Origin of the sequence: Brevibacillus sp. GCM10020057, assembly GCF_042683565.1 — a bacterium.
Classification (GTDB): Bacteria; Bacillota; Bacilli; order Brevibacillales; family Brevibacillaceae; genus Brevibacillus.
Genome location: NZ_JBHUJW010000041.1, coordinates 141,508 through 160,336 on the forward strand (window position 1 = coordinate 141,508; position 18,829 = coordinate 160,336).

Annotated in this window: 16 protein-coding genes; 15 read left to right on the top strand and 1 reads right to left on the bottom strand. The window is 57.2% G+C overall.

Translation table 11 applies throughout. The features are described from left to right. Positions 1 to 75 precede the first annotated feature (75 nt). From ACFSO0_RS12665 to cysC, 8 genes are read left to right on the top strand one after another with little or no spacing between them, the layout of a single operon-like run. Positions 76 to 885, top strand: coding sequence for a sirohydrochlorin chelatase (locus ACFSO0_RS12665; protein WP_376880754.1), 810 nt, complete (start codon positions 76 to 78; stop codon positions 883 to 885). Continuing rightward, positions 851 to 2,467 (top strand): nitrite/sulfite reductase, encoded by a 1,617-nt coding sequence (locus ACFSO0_RS12670; RefSeq protein WP_376880756.1) that lies wholly within the window; start codon positions 851 to 853, stop codon positions 2,465 to 2,467. The genes ACFSO0_RS12665 and ACFSO0_RS12670 overlap by 35 nt, the downstream gene beginning before the upstream one ends. 36 nt (positions 2,468 to 2,503) lie before the next feature. Beyond that, positions 2,504 to 2,743 (top strand): DUF3906 family protein, encoded by a 240-nt coding sequence (locus tag ACFSO0_RS12675; RefSeq protein WP_376880758.1) that lies wholly within the window; start codon positions 2,504 to 2,506, stop codon positions 2,741 to 2,743. Positions 2,744 to 2,788: 45 nt separating this feature from the next. Then, a complete protein-coding gene (gene cobA / locus ACFSO0_RS12680) occupies positions 2,789 to 4,264 on the top strand; it encodes a uroporphyrinogen-III C-methyltransferase (RefSeq protein WP_376880761.1) in 1,476 nt (491 codons plus the stop codon). Between the two features lie 34 nt (positions 4,265 to 4,298). After that, positions 4,299 to 5,384 (top strand): sulfate permease, encoded by a 1,086-nt coding sequence (locus tag ACFSO0_RS12685; RefSeq protein ID WP_376880763.1) that lies wholly within the window; start codon positions 4,299 to 4,301, stop codon positions 5,382 to 5,384. Further along, positions 5,381 to 6,100, top strand: coding sequence for a phosphoadenylyl-sulfate reductase (locus ACFSO0_RS12690; RefSeq protein WP_376880765.1), 720 nt, complete (start codon positions 5,381 to 5,383; stop codon positions 6,098 to 6,100). The genes ACFSO0_RS12685 and ACFSO0_RS12690 overlap by 4 nt, the downstream gene beginning before the upstream one ends. A 43-nt stretch (positions 6,101 to 6,143) precedes the next feature. Then, entirely contained in the window at positions 6,144 to 7,295 is a 1,152-nt protein-coding gene (gene sat / locus ACFSO0_RS12695; protein WP_376880768.1) for a sulfate adenylyltransferase, read from the top strand. A gap of 12 nt (positions 7,296 to 7,307) precedes the next feature. Then, a complete protein-coding gene (cysC, locus tag ACFSO0_RS12700; protein WP_376880771.1) occupies positions 7,308 to 7,913 on the top strand; it encodes an adenylyl-sulfate kinase in 606 nt (201 codons plus the stop codon). Positions 7,914 to 8,078: 165 nt separating this feature from the next. On the opposite strand, the gene ACFSO0_RS12705 is transcribed toward cysC, so the two are convergent. After that, positions 8,079 to 9,353, bottom strand: coding sequence for a hypothetical protein (locus tag ACFSO0_RS12705; protein ID WP_376880773.1), 1,275 nt, complete (start codon positions 9,351 to 9,353; stop codon positions 8,079 to 8,081). A 169-nt stretch (positions 9,354 to 9,522) separates the two neighbouring features. Between ACFSO0_RS12705 and ACFSO0_RS12710 the strand changes: the two genes are divergently transcribed. From ACFSO0_RS12710 to ACFSO0_RS12740, 7 genes are all read left to right on the top strand, one after another. Further along, on the top strand, positions 9,523 to 12,558 hold the full coding sequence (locus ACFSO0_RS12710; protein WP_376880776.1) for a DNA translocase FtsK: 3,036 nt from the start codon (positions 9,523 to 9,525) through the stop codon (positions 12,556 to 12,558). Positions 12,559 to 12,738: 180 nt separating this feature from the next. Then, positions 12,739 to 13,116, top strand: a complete 378-nt coding sequence (locus ACFSO0_RS12715; RefSeq protein WP_376880778.1) for a Na-translocating system protein MpsC family protein — start codon at positions 12,739 to 12,741, stop codon at positions 13,114 to 13,116. A 133-nt stretch (positions 13,117 to 13,249) separates the two neighbouring features. After that, positions 13,250 to 14,248 carry a Nif3-like dinuclear metal center hexameric protein gene (locus ACFSO0_RS12720; RefSeq protein ID WP_376880781.1) on the top strand — a complete coding sequence of 333 codons (999 nt, stop codon included), beginning with the start codon at positions 13,250 to 13,252 and terminating at the stop codon, positions 14,246 to 14,248. Between the two features lie 34 nt (positions 14,249 to 14,282). After that, a complete protein-coding gene (locus tag ACFSO0_RS12725; protein ID WP_376880784.1) occupies positions 14,283 to 15,392 on the top strand; it encodes a hypothetical protein in 1,110 nt (369 codons plus the stop codon). An 83-nt stretch (positions 15,393 to 15,475) separates the two neighbouring features. Then, positions 15,476 to 15,871 (top strand): glycoside hydrolase family protein, encoded by a 396-nt coding sequence (locus ACFSO0_RS12730; RefSeq protein WP_376880786.1) that lies wholly within the window; start codon positions 15,476 to 15,478, stop codon positions 15,869 to 15,871. 192 nt (positions 15,872 to 16,063) lie between these two features. Continuing rightward, complete coding sequence (locus ACFSO0_RS12735; protein ID WP_376880789.1) at positions 16,064 to 17,095, top strand: LCP family glycopolymer transferase; 1,032 nt, start codon at positions 16,064 to 16,066, stop codon at positions 17,093 to 17,095. A 196-nt stretch (positions 17,096 to 17,291) separates the two neighbouring features. Further along, entirely contained in the window at positions 17,292 to 18,740 is a 1,449-nt protein-coding gene (locus tag ACFSO0_RS12740; RefSeq protein ID WP_376880792.1) for a hypothetical protein, read from the top strand. Positions 18,741 to 18,829: the final 89 nt, after the last annotated feature.

Here is an 18,829-nt window from a genome sequence, read left to right on the forward strand (position 1 = left end):
GGCCAAGGAAGCCTATTATAATCCCGAGTAAACAAATATGATTTATAAATGAGAGTGGAATAAGGAGGGAGTTCCATGGAGAAGACCGCGGTCCTGTTGATTGCCCATGGTTCGCCTGATCCGGAGTGGGTAGAGCTGGTCGAATCGGCCGTTCGGCAATGCTGTCTCGACTTGCCTGTCCGGGTTGCCTTTCTCGGCGGGGTCGAGGGCCGCAGCATCGCAGACGAATGGATCTGTCTGGAGAAAGCCGGCGCAAGACGCATCGTGACCGTTCCGCTGTTTGTGACGGCAGGCAGTTCTCACGTCACAGAGATTCGCGCCATGCTGGGACTCGAGCCGGGGGCGCAGGAGGAAGCGCTGGCTGTGCGCGAGTCGCGGGCGAGGACCCTGTGGTGTTCTCCATTGGAGGATCATCCGGTCGTGGAAAAGATCGTGACGGAGCGCGTACAGGCACTCACGGTCAATCCGCGCTCGGAAGCCCTGCTGCTTGTCGGCCATGGCAACGTGTCGAGCAGCGGCCAGGCGAAGTGGGAGCGGCTCCTGCAGCGGCTGACGCTTCGACTGCAAAACCGCTTTTTGTTCGCGGCTGCAGGCTATGGCACGCTGCGTCCGGACACGCTGCGGGAACAAGCCTGTGCGCTTGCCGAAAGCGGCGATCTCATCGTCGTCCCCTTGTTCGTCAGCCAGGGGTACTTTACCCGCAGGGCGATTCCGCAAAGGCTGGAAGGCTTGCCTTTCCGCTATGACGGCAGCGCCTACCTGCCACACCCGCTGATGGCAGAATGGATTACGCAATCGGTGCGTGCCGCCTTACGAAATGATCTCTTTACGCAAAGGAGCGTGTATGTAAATGGCAGAGAGAAAACAGTGGAAGTGGGCAGATGATCCGTCCCTGAACAAAATGGAGCTCACGAAGCTTGAAAAAGACGGCCTGGATGTCATCGAGACGATCGTGAACAAGTATTCCAAAGAAGGTTTTCAATCGATTGAACCTTCTGACATGGACCGTTTCAAATGGGCTGGCGTCTATCAGCAGCGCCCTAAAGACGGCCACTTCATGATGCGCGTGCGGATTCCCGGCGGCATTCTAAGCAGCGATCAGGCGCGCGTCCTGGCCAAAATCGCCGAAGATTACGGGCGCGACCTCGTGGATGTGACCACCCGGCAGGCAGTACAGTTTCACTGGCTGACCGTGGAGACGCTGGCCGACATCTTCGACCGTCTCGCATCTGTTGGTCTTTCCTCGTTCGAGGCCTGTGGCGACTGCCCGCGGACGATCATGGGCAATCCGCTGGCAGGGATTGACCCGCATGAGGTGCTGGACACGCGGCCGCTCGTCGCAGAGCTGGAAAAGTTCTTCCTCTTGAACAGGGAGTTTTCCAACCTGCCGCGCAAATACAAGATGTCCATCTCCGCCAATGTTTACAACGCCGCCCATGCGCAAATCAACGACCTGGCGTTTACGCCGGCCAAAAAGACGATCGCCGGGGAGGAAGTCATCGGGTTCCACGTCTGGGTGGGCGGAGGGCTGTCCGCCAAGCCATACCTGGCGCAGAAGCTGGACGTTTTTGTCCGACCGGAAGAAGTCGTCAAAGTGGCGGAAGGAGTCACCACGCTGTTCCGCGATTTCGGCTACCGGCAAAAACGGACGCATGCCCGCCTGAAATTCCTCATGGCGGACTGGGGAGCCGAGAAGTTCAAGGAAGAGCTGGTGAAGCTCGTCGGCGAGCTTGAGCCGTTGGGAGAAGACCTCTTGCGCGGCTGGAACGGCGGGTATTTCTACGGCATTCACGAGCAGAAGCAGGCAGGTCTCTACTACGCAGGGCTGTCCGTTCCGGTCGGGCGCATGAATGCGGCAGAGCTGGTGGAACTGGCTCGACTGGCTGACGAGTACGGCGACGGAACAATCGGTACGTGCAACACGCAGAACGTGCTGATTCGCAATATCCCGCAGGAAAAGGTGGCAGCGTTCCAGCAGGAGCCGCTGATCGTCAACCGCTTCAAGCTGACGCCGAACACTTTCGTCGGTTACGCCGTCTCCTGCACAGGCACGGAATACTGCAACCTGGCGATCGTCGAAACGAAGGAACGGATGCGCTCCCTCGCGCTTTACCTGGATGAGGTATTGGAGCTGGATACACCGCTGCGCATTCATATGATCGGCTGCCCGAACTCGTGCGGACAGCGGCAAATCGCGGACATCGGCCTGCAAGGGGCATTGGTCAAGACGCCAGAGGGAATGGTGGAGGCGTTCGACATTCACGTAGGCGGTACGCTGGAAGAGCCGCAGTTCAACCGCAAGCTGAACGCGCGCATCACCGCTGACAAGCTGGGACCGTTCCTGGCGCAGCTGATTACGCTCTACAAGGAGGACCGCCTGGAGGGTGAGTCGTACTGGCGCTACGTGGAGCGGGTCGGGCTGGAACGGATTCAGGCACAGGTAGATTCTATCCTGCAGACTGCGTAAGACAGACTGGCGGGAAAAAGAAACGAGGGGAACATCATGGCGGAAGAGCAGACAGAGAGCTATCTGTACAAACTGGAGGCCGAGCTGGAGGAAGGGCGGCTATTGACAGTCATCGTGCTCGCAAAATCGGATGAGCGAGCCTTCAGCGCGGCGGAAAACAACATCTTGCGGCATACGGTAGCGCCGCCACGCATCAAGCAGCTTAGCCTGGTGGAAAAGAAGCCGGTCGGCCGGCAGGGTGTAGGCTACGTCATCGAGACATCCCGTTTCGACTAGACAGACGAGTGACAGAAAAGAACTGGCAGCAAGGGAGCGATCGCGATGAAAACAGGCAGCGTCGTGTTTGTCGGGGCAGGACCGGGCGACCCCAAATTGTTGACGATCAGAGGGAAAGAGGCTCTCGGGCGGGCCGATGTGGTCGTCTACGACCGCCTGGCCAATCCGCTGCTGCTCGCACATGTGCGTGAGGGTGCGCGGCTGGTGTACTGCGGCAAGGAAGCGGACCGGCACACGCTGCCCCAGGAGAAGATCAATTCTCTCCTGGTCCGCGAAGCGCAGCGCGGCCACACCGTGGTTCGGCTGAAAGGGGGAGACCCCAGCATGTTCGGGCGAGTCGGAGAAGAAGCGCAGGTCTGCGTGGCGCACGGGGTACGCTACGAGATCGTGCCGGGGATCACGTCCGGCATGGCCGTACCGCTCTATGCGGGCATTCCGCTGACGCACCGGGAGTTCAATTCGTCGGTTGCTTTCGTTACCGGTCATCTGTGCGAGAAAAACAGCGGGAAGGAGCCGGACTGGGCCGCTCTGGCAGCCGTGGAGACGCTGGTCATCTACATGGGTGTCAAAAACCTCCCGCGGATCAAGGAGCAGCTCCTCGCCAGCGGCAAGTCCCCGGATACGCCTGTCGCTCTCGTTCGCTGGGGGACGCTGGGCAAGCAAGAGACGCTGACCGGCAGGCTGGAGACGATCGATCAAAAGGTGGCGGAAGCAGGCTTTAAGGCACCGGCCATCATCGTGGTCGGAGAAGTCGTCCGCCTGCGGGACGCGCTGAACTGGTATGAGAGCAAGCCGTTGTTCGGACAGCGAGTGGCGGTCGCTGCGGGGCAAGCGGGGGAGTCAGCGCTCGCACAAGAGTTGGAAAGGTTGGGGGCAGAAGTCTGGCCCATTCCGCTCCGCGAGCAGTCGCCTGCCATAGGCGCCAGTCAGGGACTGCCGGATGATTTCGCCGCCTATCCCTGGCTTGTATTCGACGGTGCCCCCCAGGTCGCTGCCTTTTTTCGGGGGCTGGCAAAGCGCCGCTTCGATGTTCGCCGTCTCCAGTCGAACATCGTCGCCTGCGGGAAGCAAGCCGCGAATGCCTTGGAAGAGCGGGGGATATTCCCGCAGTTCGTGCTCGAGGAGCCGACTTCTCCGGCCGCGTTGCAGCGCGCGTTGCCATTTTGGGGAGGCGAGCGGGTGCTGCATGTGAGCAGGAACGAGAGCAGCGTGATGCAGATCGCGCCTGGCATCGCGATTCACCGCGTGCAGGCAGGTGTTGTTGACTGGGATGAAACCCACCCGGCGGCGGAGTGGTTCGCCCCGGATTCATTCGACTGGATTGCCACAGACGATCCGGACGCCTTGGCTCCCTTGTCCCGGTTTGCCGGTGCAGACTGGCGGATGAGGCGAATACTTTGCGCAGGCGCAGACACGATTCGCCGGGCGAAGGAAATGGGCTGGAGCGAAGTCGTCGAGTGCGCAGGCGATGGATGTGATTTGCTGCAAGCTATGCGAGGTGCGGTACACCTCTATTCATAATAGTCAACGGGCGTGATGGGAGGTGTTCGACCCCGTGGGATGGAGTTATGTCGCAATTGCCATTGCTTTGTTTTTTGCCATGAATATCGGAGCGAGCGGGACAGCGGCATCGATGGGCGCAGCTTACGGCAGCGGAGCCGTGCAAAACAAGCGGATCGCCATGGTGCTGGTAGCTGTAGCTGCCCTGCTCGGCGCAGTTTTGGGCGGCGGTGAGGTCGTCAAAACGATCAGCGGCGGGATTATTCCGTCCAATCTCATGAACGTGGAGGCTGTCGTCATTGTGCTGGCGTCCGCCACGATCACGCTGTTCGGGGCAAACTTGCTGGGGGTGCCCCTCTCGACCAGCGAGGTGACGGTCGGCTCGATCGTCGGAGTGGGTCTCGCCTATCAGTCCATTTACTTACTGAAATTGCTGGTGATTGTCAGCTTTTGGGTGCTTGTCCCGGTCGTCGCTTTCATCGGCGCGTACCTTTTAGGCAAGCTGATTCGCCGGGTCAATCACCGTTATCCGAACCTGCAAAAGCCGGGAACGACAGCCGAACGCTGGCTGCGGTGGCTCCTGGTCGCCTGTGGCGTGTATGAAGCCTTTTCGGCCGGGATGAACAACGTGGCCAATGCAGTCGGCCCTTTGGTCGGTGCCGGCTTGATGGATACAACTGCGGGCATATGGCTGGGCGGCGTCGCGGTTGCTGTCGGCTGTGTCTGGCTGGGCGGCAAGGTGCTGGAGACGAACGGGAAGAAAATTACATCGCTGTCGCTGCTGCAAGGTAGCGCGGTATCCGCTACCGGGGGGACGCTCGTCATCGCAGCTTCCCTGTTCGGGATTCCGGTGCCGCTTACCCAGGCGACGACATGTGCCATCCTTGGGGTTGGCACGGCGGAAAACGGGTTCAAGCTGTGGCAAAAAGGCATCATCAAGCAGATCATCATGGTCTGGATCGTTTCGCCCGTCTCTTCTCTGGTTGTTTCCTTTGCTTTCGTCCATGTGTTTATGCGGTCGGATCTGTACATGCTGGTTGCGCTTGTCAGCGTTTTTGTCGCTACGCTTGGCTTCGTTGTACTGATTCGTCTCATCCGCAGGGAGAACAGTTCCATCAATGATCAAGGAGGGGGCATATGAGCCATTGGAGTTATGCTACGGCAACAGACGAAAGGCTGGCAGCCATCAATGCGGAGCTGGCCAAGGGAGATACGTTGGATGTCATCAAGTGGGCTTATCAGACGTTCGGGGATGAGCTGATCTACTCCTGCAGCTTCGGGGCGGAAGCGATGGTGCTCATCGACATGATCAGCGGTGTGAAAAAGGATGCTTCGATCATCTTTCTGGACACCCATCTGCATTTTCAGGAGACGTACGACCTGATCGAAAAAGTGCGGACGCGCTATCCGCACCTGCGCATCACGGTCAAGGAGCCAAAGCTGTCGCTGGCGGAGCAGGCTGCGGCATATGGGGAAGAGCTGTGGAAAAGTCAGCCGGATCTGTGCTGTCAGCTTCGCAAGGTGGAGCCGATGGACCAGGCGCTGAGGGGAGCGACAGCGTGGATGTCCGGGCTGCGCCGGGAGCAGTCCCATACCCGGGCACACGTGCAGTTTGTCAATCGCGACGAGAAGTTTGAATCTTTGAAGATTTGTCCGCTTATCCATTGGAAGTCCGAGGAGATCTGGCAGTATATCCGCGCTTTTGAGCTGCCGTACAACGAATTGCACGACCGACATTACCCGAGCATCGGGTGTGCGCCCTGCACGCGAGCGGTAGCACCGGGAGAAGATCCCCGCGCAGGCAGATGGGCAGGTCATGCCGGCAAAACGGAGTGCGGGCTTCATGTGGCGAAGTAATCGGCGCATCAGCGTACAACCAACAAGATAGGAAGTGGGAGCAATGAGTGGAAGCACACCTCATGGTGGAATTTTGGTCAATCGTTTTGATCCGCAGGCAGATTGGTCCGGGGTGACGAGAGCGGTGGAGCTGGATGCCTTCGCGCTCTCGGACCTGGAGCTGATCGCCATCGGCGGATACAGCCCGATCACAGGGTTTCTGGATCGCAGCAATTACGAATCCGTAGTGGAGCGGATGAGGCTGGCGGACGGGACGGTCTGGAGCATCCCGATCACGCTGCCAGTGACGGAGGCGGTGGCAAGCAATCTGGCGCTGGGCGATCAGGTGCGGCTGGAGCATCAGGGAACGGTGTACGGCTTGCTCACCATCACAGACATTTACACCCCTGACAAAGTCGCGGAAGCGCGTCATGTATACGGGACGGACGACATCCAACACCCCGGGGTGAAAAAGCTGTTCGAGCGCCCGCCCGTTTATCTCGGCGGTCCCATCACACTGGTGAGGCGGACGGAAAAAGGCGAATTTGCCAGCCACTACTACGATCCGGCCGAGACGCGTGCGCTGTTTGCAGAGAAGGGCTGGAAGACTGTCGTCGGCTTCCAGACGCGCAATCCGGTGCACCGCGCCCACGAATACATTCAGAAATCCGCGCTGGAAATCGTCGACGGCCTGTTCCTCAATCCGCTGGTCGGAGAAACCAAGGCAGATGACATTCCGGCGGACGTGCGCATGAAGAGTTACCAGGTGCTGCTCGACAAATATTATCCGAAAAACCGCGTGCAGCTGGCCGTATTCCCGGCGGCGATGCGCTACGCAGGCCCGCGCGAAGCCATTTTTCACGCCATGGTGCGGAAAAACTTCGGTTGCACGCACTTCATCGTCGGGCGTGACCATGCAGGAGTGGGCAATTACTACGGCACGTACGATGCTCAATTGATTTTCCGCAACTTCACCGCCGAAGAACTGGGCATCACACCGCTCTTTTTTGAAAACAGCTTTTTCTGCCGCACTTGCGGCAATATGGCCTCGAACAAGACGTGCCCGCACGACGCCGAGCATCACGTCGCGCTGTCCGGCACCAAAGTGCGGGAAATGCTGTCGCGCAAAGAAGCGCCGCCGCCTGAATTCAGCCGTCCGGAAGTGGCCCGCGTCCTGATCGAAGGATTGCAGGCGCTCGTCGGCAGCAGGGACTAGGAGGGGATTGCGATGTCGAAGGAACTGACCGCCAACATCGTCTGGCATGCTACGACGGTCACCAAGGAGGATCGGCAGAAGCGCGCCGGCCATAAAAGCTGCGTGATCTGGTTTACCGGCCTGTCCGGCGCAGGCAAGTCGACGCTCGCCAATGCGGTGGAGCACGAGCTGCACCAGCGCGGGCTTTCCAGCTATGTGCTGGACGGAGACAACATCCGCCACGGGCTCAACCGCGGCCTTGGATTCGGAGCGGAGGACAGGAAGGAAAACATTCGCCGGATCGGGGAAGTAGCCAAGCTGTTCGTCGATGCGGGAGTCATCGTGCTGACGGCTTTTATTTCCCCGTTCCAGGAAGACCGCGATCTGGCGCGAAGCCTGGTCGAAAAGGACGAGTTCATCGAGGTTTACGTCAAATGCCCGCTGGAGGAATGCGAGCGGCGCGATGTAAAAGGTTTGTACGGGAAGGCGAGAGCGGGTGAAATCGGCCAGTTTACGGGAATCTCCTCGCCCTATGAAGAACCGGTCGCACCCGAGCTGGTGATCGAGAGCGGAAAATGGTCGGTGGAGCAGTCCGTACAAACCGTCCTCGATTATTTGCAGCAAAAAGGCATCATCTGAATCTGAAGTACATGCAAACAAGCACGACGCTCGCGGCGCCGTGCTTGTTTTTTGTAAATCCGATCCGTTTCTTATCCGGAACAGGTGAAACATAGCGAGACTTGTGTCCTTTGGGGACGGAGGCTGCGTCAATGCCAGGCGCAACCAGGTTTTCCAAGGCTTTTGCTACGGAGTGACGGTTTCGGCTTGCTGCTCTTTCTCCAGCTCCGCTTCCCATTCCTTCTGCCATTTGTACTCCTCCAGCATCCTCTCTGCTACCGGGCGCAGGAAGCCTTTCGCGCTGAAGTTGTCGATCGCTTTTTCGTCTTCGTAGAGCTGTTCGACGGTCAATCCGGCGTCTTTGCCAGGAATTTCGTATTTGGTCGCTTTTCCGAAGTTGTACGTGTACTCGTCTGCTTCCAGTCCGAGAGTCAACGGTTGCGGCATATCCGTCGTCTGGACAGTGACGTTCAGCACGCTCTTTTGGTGAACAGGCATTTTGGCGTTGTCGATGTAGAAGTCGAGGGTCCAGTCGAGTCCCTGGAAGCCATCTTTTTTCATTTCTTCCACGATCTTGTCAGGCGTGTACACTTTGCCTGTTTCCTCCAGCCACTTCTTCGCAACTGCGAGTCCTTCAGTCACCGTTTTTTCGGCATTGGCGCGTTTTTCCGCTTCCGTCGTTTTGCCCAGCTCCGGATTCAGTTCCTCCTCCAGGGAGCTTTCGAGCACCAGCAAGTCGATGGCAAAGTCTTTGACCTCTTTGCTCGCAACAGCGTCATTGGCTGTGTAGAAGAACATCTTCACGAGTTCCTTGGCATCGATCTTGATGTTCACGTGAGTGGCCTGCGTCTTTTCGCCGTTTGGCAGCGTGACGGTCTCTACACCGAGGTTTTTGGCGTCGGAGAGCGTGTAGCCGTATTTGGCGATGTATTTTTTCAGGAAAGTAATCGCAAGGTCAGTCATTTTGTCCCGGTACTCTTTCAGCTTGGCAGGGTCTGCGCCCGTTTGACCCAAGCCGCCCATCAACTCGGCCGTAGGTGCAGCGACTTGCAAGTATTTGTTGTCCAGCGGCGTTTTGACGAAGAAATTGTCGTCGCTGAGGATCAGCTCGACGGAAGCCTTCTTTTCGCCGTCCCACAGCTTCTTGTCGCGCAGCACTTTGTCGTCGTTGACTTCAATGTTGATTTTTGCGTTTTTCCGATCCAACTGGGAGCCTTTTGCGGTTACCCCTGCCTTGAGTGCCGCCACAAGGGCTTGCTCGTCTTTTTGCTCGGCCGTTGCCCCGAGCGCGGCTTGCAGTTTTTCGATGTCGCCGGTCAGCTTCAGCGTCCCTTGAAAATCGTAGTTTTGTTTTTCGACAGACGCTACGAACGAGTCGCGCACCAAGGATGCTTCGCTTGAACATCCGGTAAGCATCAGCATACCAGCAGCGAGCAGAGCGCTCCCTTTTTTCCAAAACATGTGCTGTTCCTCCCCTATGTATCTTTTTGCAGTCACTTCCTTGTACTACGTCTGAATAGCGAAAAAGTTTCGCAAAAACGGAAAAAAATCACAATCTCGCCAACACCGCAGCGGTTTCGTGGTAAGATGAGAGGGAAAAGATGGTTTGCGAGAGAAAGGGCGTTGCAACATGTGGTTGTGGCTTCAAAAGCTGATGAGTTTTTTTCGGGGGGAAGAGGAACAGTCGTACGAAGAAGACGTTCGTCCAAAGGTACAACCTGCTCCCCGTCAGCTCCAGGCAAAGACAAAAAGCATCTACCCGAAAGAGCGGGCATACAGCCGGACAGGCGACGAGTCCAGACAGGAGAGGGAACGTCGCTTTCGTTTTCCTGTCGTTCCTGATGACTATCTGGAGAAAAGAAGAAAAGACAAGCCGGCAGAGGGAATGGAACAGAAGCAGCCTGCGCGCGAACGCCAGCAGGGCGCAGATCGCGACGCGGGTGTGGCCAAGCGGGATTTGACTTCGCTCTCCGCCGTCAGCAGAGGTGCAGAGACACGCAGAAACAGCGAAATAGCGAAGGCATCTTTCGGCAAAGCCTCCGATCATCCGGCCCGCCCAGCCGAAATGCGGCCGGAGCGGAGAGCGGCGCACCAGCCGGATGAGCCGCGCAAAGCGTACAAGCCGTCCGAGATCGTCTCGCCGGTCTACGGCAAAATTACGCCGGCGACGCGCGAGGAAGAGCATCGGATTCATACGACAGCAGGGATTGTCTATCCACGTCTCGAGCAGGAGGAGCATTTGAACCAGCTGAAGCAGTGGGAGCAGCTGGAGAAAGCCGTAGAGCAGTCAACCCAGCCAGAGCAGTCTGCTGAAGTGTTGGCGCCCGACGACGCAGTGCTGTCAGCGGACGCAAAGCTGCCTGACGAAGCAGCGCTGCCTGACGAAGCATCGAGAGAAGTAGAAGGCACAATTGGTGCTGCGGGTGAAGAGTTGGCTGCAGACGGTTTTGATCCCTCCCGATCTGCTACCGAGGAGTGGACGACTGTGCTGCCGCAGGAACCGAATCAGGAACTGAGTGACGAGCTGCGGGCAGACCCGAAAGAAACCGCACTCGCGGAATTGTCAACGTCAGAGAAGGCTGCTGTCTGGGCCGCTTATTTGGAAACGCAGAGAGCGGAGACAGACAGCCAGAAAAGTGCAGGGACAGCCGTTGTGAAAGCAGCAGTCGCGAATGAAGCGGCAGATGATGCGCCATGGTCTGGGCAGCAGGAGCTGACAGAGACTGCCTTGGGGGCAACTGACTTCGCAGGCGAACTGCGGGATGTGAATCGCTTGATCGCGCGGGCCGGAGCTGACCTGCTGGATGACAGCCCGGAACCGGCGGCAGCATTCTCGAGTGACCTGGACCAGGCAGATGTTGGGGATAGAGCGGAGGCAGACACTCCAGAAAGTGAGACTGCCGAAACGGAGCAGCCAGTGGCTTCCGCGACGGAACAGGAGACTGCCGCAGCGGAGCAGCCGGTTGCTCCCGCGACGGAACAGGAGATTGCCGCAACAGAGCAGCTAGTTACTCCTGCGTCAGAACAGGAGACTGCCGAAACGGAGCAGCCAGTGGCTTCCACTTCGGAACCGGCGACTGCCGCGACAGCACAGCCAGTAGCAGCTCTGACAGAACCGGCCTTCCCCCCTGCACTGGAACAAGCGGTCGTTTCCACCGCGGCCGCTTCCACCTTGGAACAGACGGCGGCGGCTGCTCCATCGCACACCGCTGTCGCCGTGGAGCCTGCCGCACAAGCACAGGTCGAGCAGGTGCCTGCTTACGTGTTGCCGCCGCTGGATTTGCTCAATCCGGGCGAGGTCCCAAGCGATGACGACGACGAGCACACCCAACTGCAAAAGCTGCTGCTGGAGGAGACGCTGTCCAACTTCAACGTCTCCGCACAAGTGGTCGGGATCGTCAAAGGGCCGTCTGTTACCCGCTTCGAGCTGCAGCCTGCTCCGGGGGTGAAAGTGAACAAGATCACCAGCCTGATCGATGACATCAAGCTCAACCTGGCGGCCAAGGACATCCGCATCGAGGCGCCGATTCCGGGGCGCAACGCGATCGGGATCGAGGTGCCCAACCTGACAAGCCGCCCGGTCATGATCAGCACGATCATCGGCTCAGACAAGTTCCAGAAGCACAGCTCGCCGCTGGCAGTAGCGCTGGGCATGGACATCGGCGGAGAGCCGATTGTAGCCGACATCAAAAAGATGCCGCACGGATTGATCGCAGGCGCCACCGGTTCCGGGAAGAGCGTCTGCATCAACTCGATTATCGTCAGCTTGTTGTACAAGGCGACTCCCGAACAGGTACGGCTGCTTTTGATCGACCCGAAAATGGTCGAGCTGGCGCCGTACAACCACCTGCCGCATCTCGTGACGCCTGTCGTGACGGAAGCGAAACAGGCGACAGCGGCCCTCAAATGGGCAGTCGAGGAAATGGAGAAGCGGTATGCGCTGTTCGTGGACGCCGGTGTCCGGGATATTGACCGATACAACCAGACGACGGATGACACGCTCCCGTATATCGTCATTGTGATCGACGAGCTGGCCGACCTGATGATGGTATCGCCGCAGGATGTCGAAGACTGCATAATTCGCATCGCCCAAAAGGCGCGCGCATGCGGGATTCACCTGCTGCTGGCGACGCAGCGTCCGTCTGTCGATGTCATCACCGGGAACATCAAGGCAAACGTGCCGACTCGTCTGGCGTTCGCGGTATTTTCCCAGGTGGACTCCCGCACGATCCTCGACCAGTCAGGCGCAGAGCGGCTGCTGGGGCGCGGGGACATGCTGTTCCTCGAGAGCGGGACGGCGCCGGTCCGCTTGCAAGGGAACTTCGTATCGGACGACGAGATCGAACGGATTACCCAGGTCATCAAAAGGCAGCGCAAGCCTTCGTACATGTTCAGCAAGGAAGATTTGGAGCAGCAGGTTCAGTCGTACGACGCAGGCGATGATCCGCTGTACCTGGAAGCGCTCGTCTTCGTGGCGGAGCAGGGCCAGGCTTCCGCATCCGCCCTGCAGCGCCGGTTCCGGGTCGGCTACAACCGGGCTGCCCGTCTGATCGAGATGATGGAGGCGGATGGCTACGTCGCGGGACAAAACGGCGGCAAAGCCCGTGCGGTGTTGATCACCCGCGAAGATGCGCTGGCGGTAGCGGAAGGGTCTACGCTGCTGTAATGTGGAGCATAACGGGGGAAATCGCTGAACAGGCGGTTTCCCTGTTTTTTCTGTTTGTTTTGAGCACGCCTATTTCAATTCAGAATTTTATTTTTTGTCAAAATATTGACAATAGTACCCCTGTCCATTATAGTATGGAATAACTTATTCGAAATCAGCAGCATACGGGGTGCGGTCTAAATGAATCCGCTAGTGATCAGTGCAGGACAGTTAAAGCAGGAATTGACGAAAGTCTACAATGACGTGAATCTGCAGCTGTTTCAAATCGGAGTCACACGACTGCGCGTCGATTTTGTCGGGGATAGGATTTTGTTCATGACCTACCATCGGCGTGTACCCGCCATTCGTTCGGTCGATGAGAAGAATCGGGAGCTCACTCGCATGATGGACATTCTCTTGATCGACGAGTTTAAAGGGCAGTTGAAACAACGGCTTGAAGCGAAGTACGAAATCAAGGTGGTCTCGATTCTCAAGGATTACGACCCGGAAACCGAACTGTCGGCAACCGTAGTGGTACTCGAGCGGAATGTGGAGACGTACCTCCAAAAGCAAAGCTGACTGGTAGAATGAACTCGACGACGAGTGCAGGACGGCCGTCAGTACGCAAATAAACGGGATTTGGCTTTTTCCATTTCCTGTTTGTTTGGTACTGTCGGCTCTTTTTATTTTCCATAAAAGGGAGGATGGCAAGATGACAACCGTTCATGATGTAGTGCGGGCACTAGACAAATTATCAGGAGGAAGAGTGAGCAATGCCGATCCGGATCATTCCTTTTCCATCTGGAAGGATTCCGGTATCCGGGGAAAAAGGGTGCTGGAGAACCCGGGATTGGTGTGGGGCCATCCGGCTCAACCGGTGAAAAAACTGGCAGTGGCGATGACCCTCTCGGAGCATGACATCGAACTCGCTGCTGCTACCGGAGTCGACGCGATTGTCGCCCACCACCCGATCGCCGATGCGGCAAGCTCGGGCGGGGTAACGCTGAAAAACTACCTGGGTCTCTTTGGCCTGGCCGTACTGGAGCTGCATGAAGCTTTTCACGGCCTTCATCCTGGCATCGCCTTTTTGCATGGTCACCAGGTCCGGCACGCGGACATTCATTACGGCGGCGTGGAAGGAAACGTGTTGTTTGTCGGGACGGTGTTCCCCGAGATCAACGTGCTGGGTGACATCCTTTCGCGGCTGGAGTCGTTCATGGGACTGGGAGAAGAAAAGGAGCTGCTGAAGATGGAGCAGGAAATCCGCGGAAGCGCAGCAGCAATCGAGGCTTCGGCGGTCACACAAGGGAGAATCGTGCTTGGCAGCCGAGAAAGTCCCGTCGAGCATGTGCTGCACATCTTCCCTCACACCGGCTTTTCTCCGTCCCATTTACGCCGTGCCAAGGAGGAATTCCCCGAGATCGACACCGTGCTTGCGTCCATCAGCCGCGTCCGTGACGACAGCGAATTGGTGCGTGAGGCGAAGCGAATGGGGTTGCAGCTCGTCTTTGGAAACTGCCATGTTCTGGAGATTTTGGAGAACGGCCTTCCTCTGGCTTATGCGCTGGAAAAGCTCCTTCCCGGCGTGGAAGTAGTTGTGTTTCGCGAGAGGGTGACCTCTATACCACTAAGAGAAATGGGGGGGGAACGAATCCGGGAATATGCAGAGAAGATGGCCAATCACTATCTGCTTCAAAAAGTGAAAGTGTAGCGATACTCCATACTTGCAAAAGGGGGAATAGGAAATGGCAAAACCGCAAGAGCAACTGAAAAGCGCCTATGCGCTTCAGCAGGAGGTACAGAAAAGAGCATTCAGCCAAATGGAATGGGTGGGGCTGGGACTGGTCGTAGCCGTCACGATGCTTTTGATTTTCCAACCGAGCGTGCTGGGCGATGCCTTTACCGCGATGCTAAACAGGGTAAAGCCGATCGTGGTCGACGTGTTTTTGATGGGGACGGTGGGGGTCGCGATCATCCTTAGTGTGATGACAGGGAGAATGTTGGAACGGCTGGGCTTTACCGACGCGCTGATGCGAATCTTTGTGCCCATCACAGAGCGGATCCACGTCAATCCGTCCGTGGTCATCCCCGGCATTTACAATATTCTCGGCGATATCAACGCTGCTGGCCGAATCGGCGGACCGATCTTGAGACGGGCTGGGGCAACGAAAGACGAGCAAAAGATCGCAATCGCCACTATGGTGCAATCGCAGCAGTCGTTTTCCTGTTTTATGCTCGGCCTCCTTTGCCTGTCCGTTGCCGGTATCAAAGCTTTTCCTGTTGTGTTCTTCGCTATTTTCGCCCCACTCGTTGTGGTGCCGTTCATCTTGAGCCGGACCATTTACCGGGATACCAAGTCGGTGTCGTTACGTGATCTTCCCTCGTTTACTCCGAGTACGCCCTTTTTTACGACGCTGTTCAACGGGGCAAAGGAAGGTGCAGAGCTGCTGTTTCTGCTGGTCATCCCGGCGGCAGCCGTAATCTTCGGGATCATTGGGCTGCTGGATTACGCAGGGGTGTGGAAGCTGATTGAGAGTACCCTTTCCGCCGGCCTTAGCTGGATTGGCGTCGAGCCAAAGACGGGAATCACGGCAATCATGGCTTCACCAACCCTGGCGATGGGACAGTTGAAAGAGATGGCCGCTACGATCGACCCGCGAATGGTTGTGGGGGCCTTCGTGCTCGCAGCTTCGGGCCTGCCGCTTTCAGACGTCTTCGGGCAAATTCCGGCGATCTGGTCAGCCAACTCCGACCTTACGCCCAAGGAGGCGCTGTCAGCTGCATTGGTCGGCATGGCGATGCGAATCGTAGCAGTCGCGCTCATCTCGTTTGGCTTGACGCCGTTGTTGGTTTGATGGAAACGGTCACGACTGAGTTGCCTAAATATTCAAATTTATAGTATGCTACTGGATATGACATGTACTATGAGGGAGGTACGATGGATCTGGTAACCAAAACGTATCAAGTGATTGATCCGGAAATCGTCCTGTTTAACGAAGAGTACTACTTGAGCGTGTACCGCGTCGACATCGCCCCCTTTAGCTCCGCTGAGCGGGAAGCGTTGTTCACGCATCTGTACGCATTTGAGAGCAGCGACATGGAGCTGGAAATCGACGTTTCCGAGGAGCATCAAGGTGTTTGGTATTTCCAGGTGCTGGTGCCGCATGTGCTGACACTGCCGGATGTCGCCCGCAAGCGTCTGGAGCGGGGCAAGGAGGAGCTCGCCGCTCATTTCGCCAGGCAGCCGCTCGTGGCAGAGCAGACCCAGCTGAAGGGCGATGCGATCTACCAGTACGTCAAACGATACAATCCCAACCTGCAGATAGTCGGGTGAAGACAGACAGCGAGAGGCAGCGATCCAACACGATCGCTGTTTTTTTTCTCATTCGGAACGGATTGCTGCTCTCGCGCATCGGTCCGCAGCGTGCGCCCGCAAATTTTTCGCTTCCGGTAAACAGCTGCCGTGATTCGGAATACGCTAGGAGTAGAGAGTTGTCCAAAGATCGGGACAGGGAGAGACTGGCGGATGAAAAAAGTCATGCGAATCGTACTCGTTGTACTGGGGATGGGCGTTGCTGCAGCTTCCTTGTACGCTTACCAGCTCTACAAAAATGTGGAGCAGACCGCAAACGCGATCTACGAACCATTGGCTTTGGGGCCGAGCGATCAGGGGCAGGCGCCTGCACAGCCATCGCCGCAGGTGCAGTCGGCACAATCGCTGCAGGCGGCAGCAGGGCAGACAGCGGAGCCCGGCGAGCAGTTGACCAAGGAAGTGCCGCAGGGGGAGAAGCCTCTCTCCATTTTGGTGTTCGGCGTCGACAAGCGCGGCACGGACGAGGGGCGTTCCGATACGCTCATTTACCTGGTCTGCAACCCGGTGCTGAAGAAGACGCTGATGCTTAGCATCCCACGCGATACGCGCACTCTGATCGCAAATATCGGCAAGCAGGACAAAATCAACCACGCCTACGCGTTCGGCGGGATGGCTTCCACGGTGCGAACAGTCGAGAGTTTCTTGGACACGCCTGTCGACTACTACGTGAAAGTGGACATGGAAGGCTTTTTGCATATCATCGACTCGCTCGGCGGAGTCGTGGTGGACAACGAGCGGGCTTTCCAGTACGAAGGCTTTTCGTTTCCGAAGGGGAAAGTCGCCCTGGACGGAAAAAAGGCGCTCGCGTACGCCCGGATGCGCCACGACGATCCGGAAGGGGATTTCGGCCGGAACAAGCGCCAGCAGCTGATCCTGAAGCAATTGATGAACAAGGCCAAGGAGATCAGCACGGTCAACAAGCTGGACGAAGTGCTGGGGGATATCGGAGCGAGCGTCAAGACGAACCTCACCTTCGACGACATGAAAAACCTCATGTTTCATTACAAAAGCGCGCTCGATCAGGTGAACGTCCTGAAAATCAACGGCAAGGGAGAAATGATAAACGGAATCTACTACTACGCGGTGTCGGCAGAGGAGCGATCCCGCATCAAAAGCGAAATCGACGCGGTCCGAAACGGGAATGTTCCGGAAAATCATCCAGAGGCGGCCAAACAGGATTCATAGAAGACGACACGCAGGAAAAAGGGCTGATGCTGCGGCAGTCAGCCTTTTTCTCGCGTTCATGGGTGGTGTGTCCTTGCCCTTTGCCTGCAAATCGGTTGCCAGATGGCTGCGGAAAATGGAGGAAGCCGTGTCCAAAACGGATTTGCCGCATATCGTATAGCAGGTCCAATTCAGGACAAGAAAAGGGGGGAGATAGATGAGCATAATAACGCCACAGCCGAATGTGGTCTCGATCACGGATTACAAGCAGTTTGCGACGAACGTCGGTACAGCAAACGAAGACTGGTCGGACGCCATCCAGCGAGCCGTGGATGCTGTGACACAGAAAGCAAGCAATAGCAGCAACGGCTTTGAATCGAACATTCAGGGGGTCGTCGTCTTTCCCATCCAGCGGTTCAAAATACGCAAGCCGATCCTGCTGCCGCCACAGGGGGTCGTGCTCACAGGGACATCGATTTCCTCTGTCGTGCTCGATGATATTTACACCGGAAAGTTCAGCTTCGTCCCCTGCACGATCATCGAAAAGACGACGAACGCCACGATCGGCGGCAAAACCCGGAAGGCGCGGGGAGGTGCAGTCACGGATGATTACAATGTGGATGCATTCTTCCTCGTAGACCATGCAGACAACACCACGAACTACAACACCTCTCTCTCGAATCTCACCCTTTACTCGACCGCCCCCAAACACGTACGGTACGGCATTTACGCACCGCGCACGACGCACGCCACCTTCAGTAACATCCAAACCTACTCCTGCGATTACGGCTTTTTCACGTATGACTCCTGGATGACAACCATCGACAGATTCTATGTCCGGGACTGTGTATCGGCCCTGTGCTGGCAGGACGACGGAACGAACAACGGGACAGGCACGACTTTGCACGCCAGCAGCGTCTGGGCAAACACGGCGCAGGTCGGCTTTGACATCACCTTGCTCGCGTACTCGACGTTTACGAGCTGCGGCGTCGATCACGTAAGGTCCGGAGCTTCCCGCGCGTACTCCTTCAAAAAATGCAACGGCATCACGCTGAACGGCTGCGGAGCGGAAGACATCAAGGGCGACGTGCTCTATTTTGAAAATACGAGCGGGGTTGTGAACGGATTTTACTCCTACTACCTTTATGGCGCGCCACCCTCCCGCGGGACGTCTGCGATCATTTACGTGACAGGAAATTCCCGCGTCGTGTTCAACGCCTGCCGCTTCCCGAATTACCAGACCTTTGACCCGGCAGACAGGACGTACAGCCTGACGATCGCCAACAACTTTAACCAGATCGTGCAGAACGGCGCGAACGTAGTCTTTCATATGTGCCAGCTTCCGACAAACGGAAACCCGTACGTCTCCTACAGCAACAACAGCACGGGACATTATGTCGATGAATCAGGAGCGACGACTTGCATCAATGTGGGCGGCGTCGTCTACAAAGGAACAATGGCGAACGGGATCAAGCGTCTGCAAGGCACGGCGATGCCGACCGCCGGCAACTGGAAGGCAGGGGATATCATCGAAAATACGGCACCGGTAGTCAAAGGAAACGCCGGCAGCAAATACATCGTGCTGGGCTGGTGCCGGTTGACGACGGGCTCAAGCAACGTGCTGAACACCGACTGGGTACAGATGATCAGCTATACAGGCGCGTAAACATGCGCATAGACACCTCGGCGAATCAAGAGAGGTGTCTTTTATGTTCCTGCCGGAAAAGGGGGAAAAAATACGATGGACAGGTCGAC

Excerpts from the sequence above, each read along its gene's own strand:
- ACFSO0_RS12690 (WP_376880765.1), top strand. The coding sequence starts at position 5,381 with ATGAGCCATTGGAGTTATGCTACGGCAACAGACGAAAGGCTGGCAGCC.
- ACFSO0_RS12675 (WP_376880758.1), top strand. The coding sequence starts at position 2,504 with ATGGCGGAAGAGCAGACAGAGAGCTATCTGTACAAACTGGAGGCCGAG.
- ACFSO0_RS12720 (WP_376880781.1), top strand. The coding sequence starts at position 13,250 with ATGACAACCGTTCATGATGTAGTGCGGGCACTAGACAAATTATCAGGA.
- cobA (WP_376880761.1), top strand. The coding sequence starts at position 2,789 with ATGAAAACAGGCAGCGTCGTGTTTGTCGGGGCAGGACCGGGCGACCCC.
- ACFSO0_RS12740 (WP_376880792.1), top strand. The coding sequence starts at position 17,292 with ATGAGCATAATAACGCCACAGCCGAATGTGGTCTCGATCACGGATTAC.
- ACFSO0_RS12730 (WP_376880786.1), top strand. The coding sequence starts at position 15,476 with ATGGATCTGGTAACCAAAACGTATCAAGTGATTGATCCGGAAATCGTC.
- ACFSO0_RS12725 (WP_376880784.1), top strand. The coding sequence starts at position 14,283 with ATGGCAAAACCGCAAGAGCAACTGAAAAGCGCCTATGCGCTTCAGCAG.
- ACFSO0_RS12715 (WP_376880778.1), top strand. The coding sequence starts at position 12,739 with ATGAATCCGCTAGTGATCAGTGCAGGACAGTTAAAGCAGGAATTGACG.
- sat (WP_376880768.1), top strand. The coding sequence starts at position 6,144 with ATGAGTGGAAGCACACCTCATGGTGGAATTTTGGTCAATCGTTTTGAT.
- ACFSO0_RS12705 (WP_376880773.1), bottom strand. The coding sequence starts at position 9,353 with ATGTTTTGGAAAAAAGGGAGCGCTCTGCTCGCTGCTGGTATGCTGATG.
- ACFSO0_RS12670 (WP_376880756.1), top strand. The coding sequence starts at position 851 with ATGGCAGAGAGAAAACAGTGGAAGTGGGCAGATGATCCGTCCCTGAAC.
- ACFSO0_RS12710 (WP_376880776.1), top strand. The coding sequence starts at position 9,523 with ATGTGGTTGTGGCTTCAAAAGCTGATGAGTTTTTTTCGGGGGGAAGAG.
- ACFSO0_RS12665 (WP_376880754.1), top strand. The coding sequence starts at position 76 with ATGGAGAAGACCGCGGTCCTGTTGATTGCCCATGGTTCGCCTGATCCG.
- ACFSO0_RS12735 (WP_376880789.1), top strand. The coding sequence starts at position 16,064 with ATGAAAAAAGTCATGCGAATCGTACTCGTTGTACTGGGGATGGGCGTT.
- cysC (WP_376880771.1), top strand. The coding sequence starts at position 7,308 with ATGTCGAAGGAACTGACCGCCAACATCGTCTGGCATGCTACGACGGTC.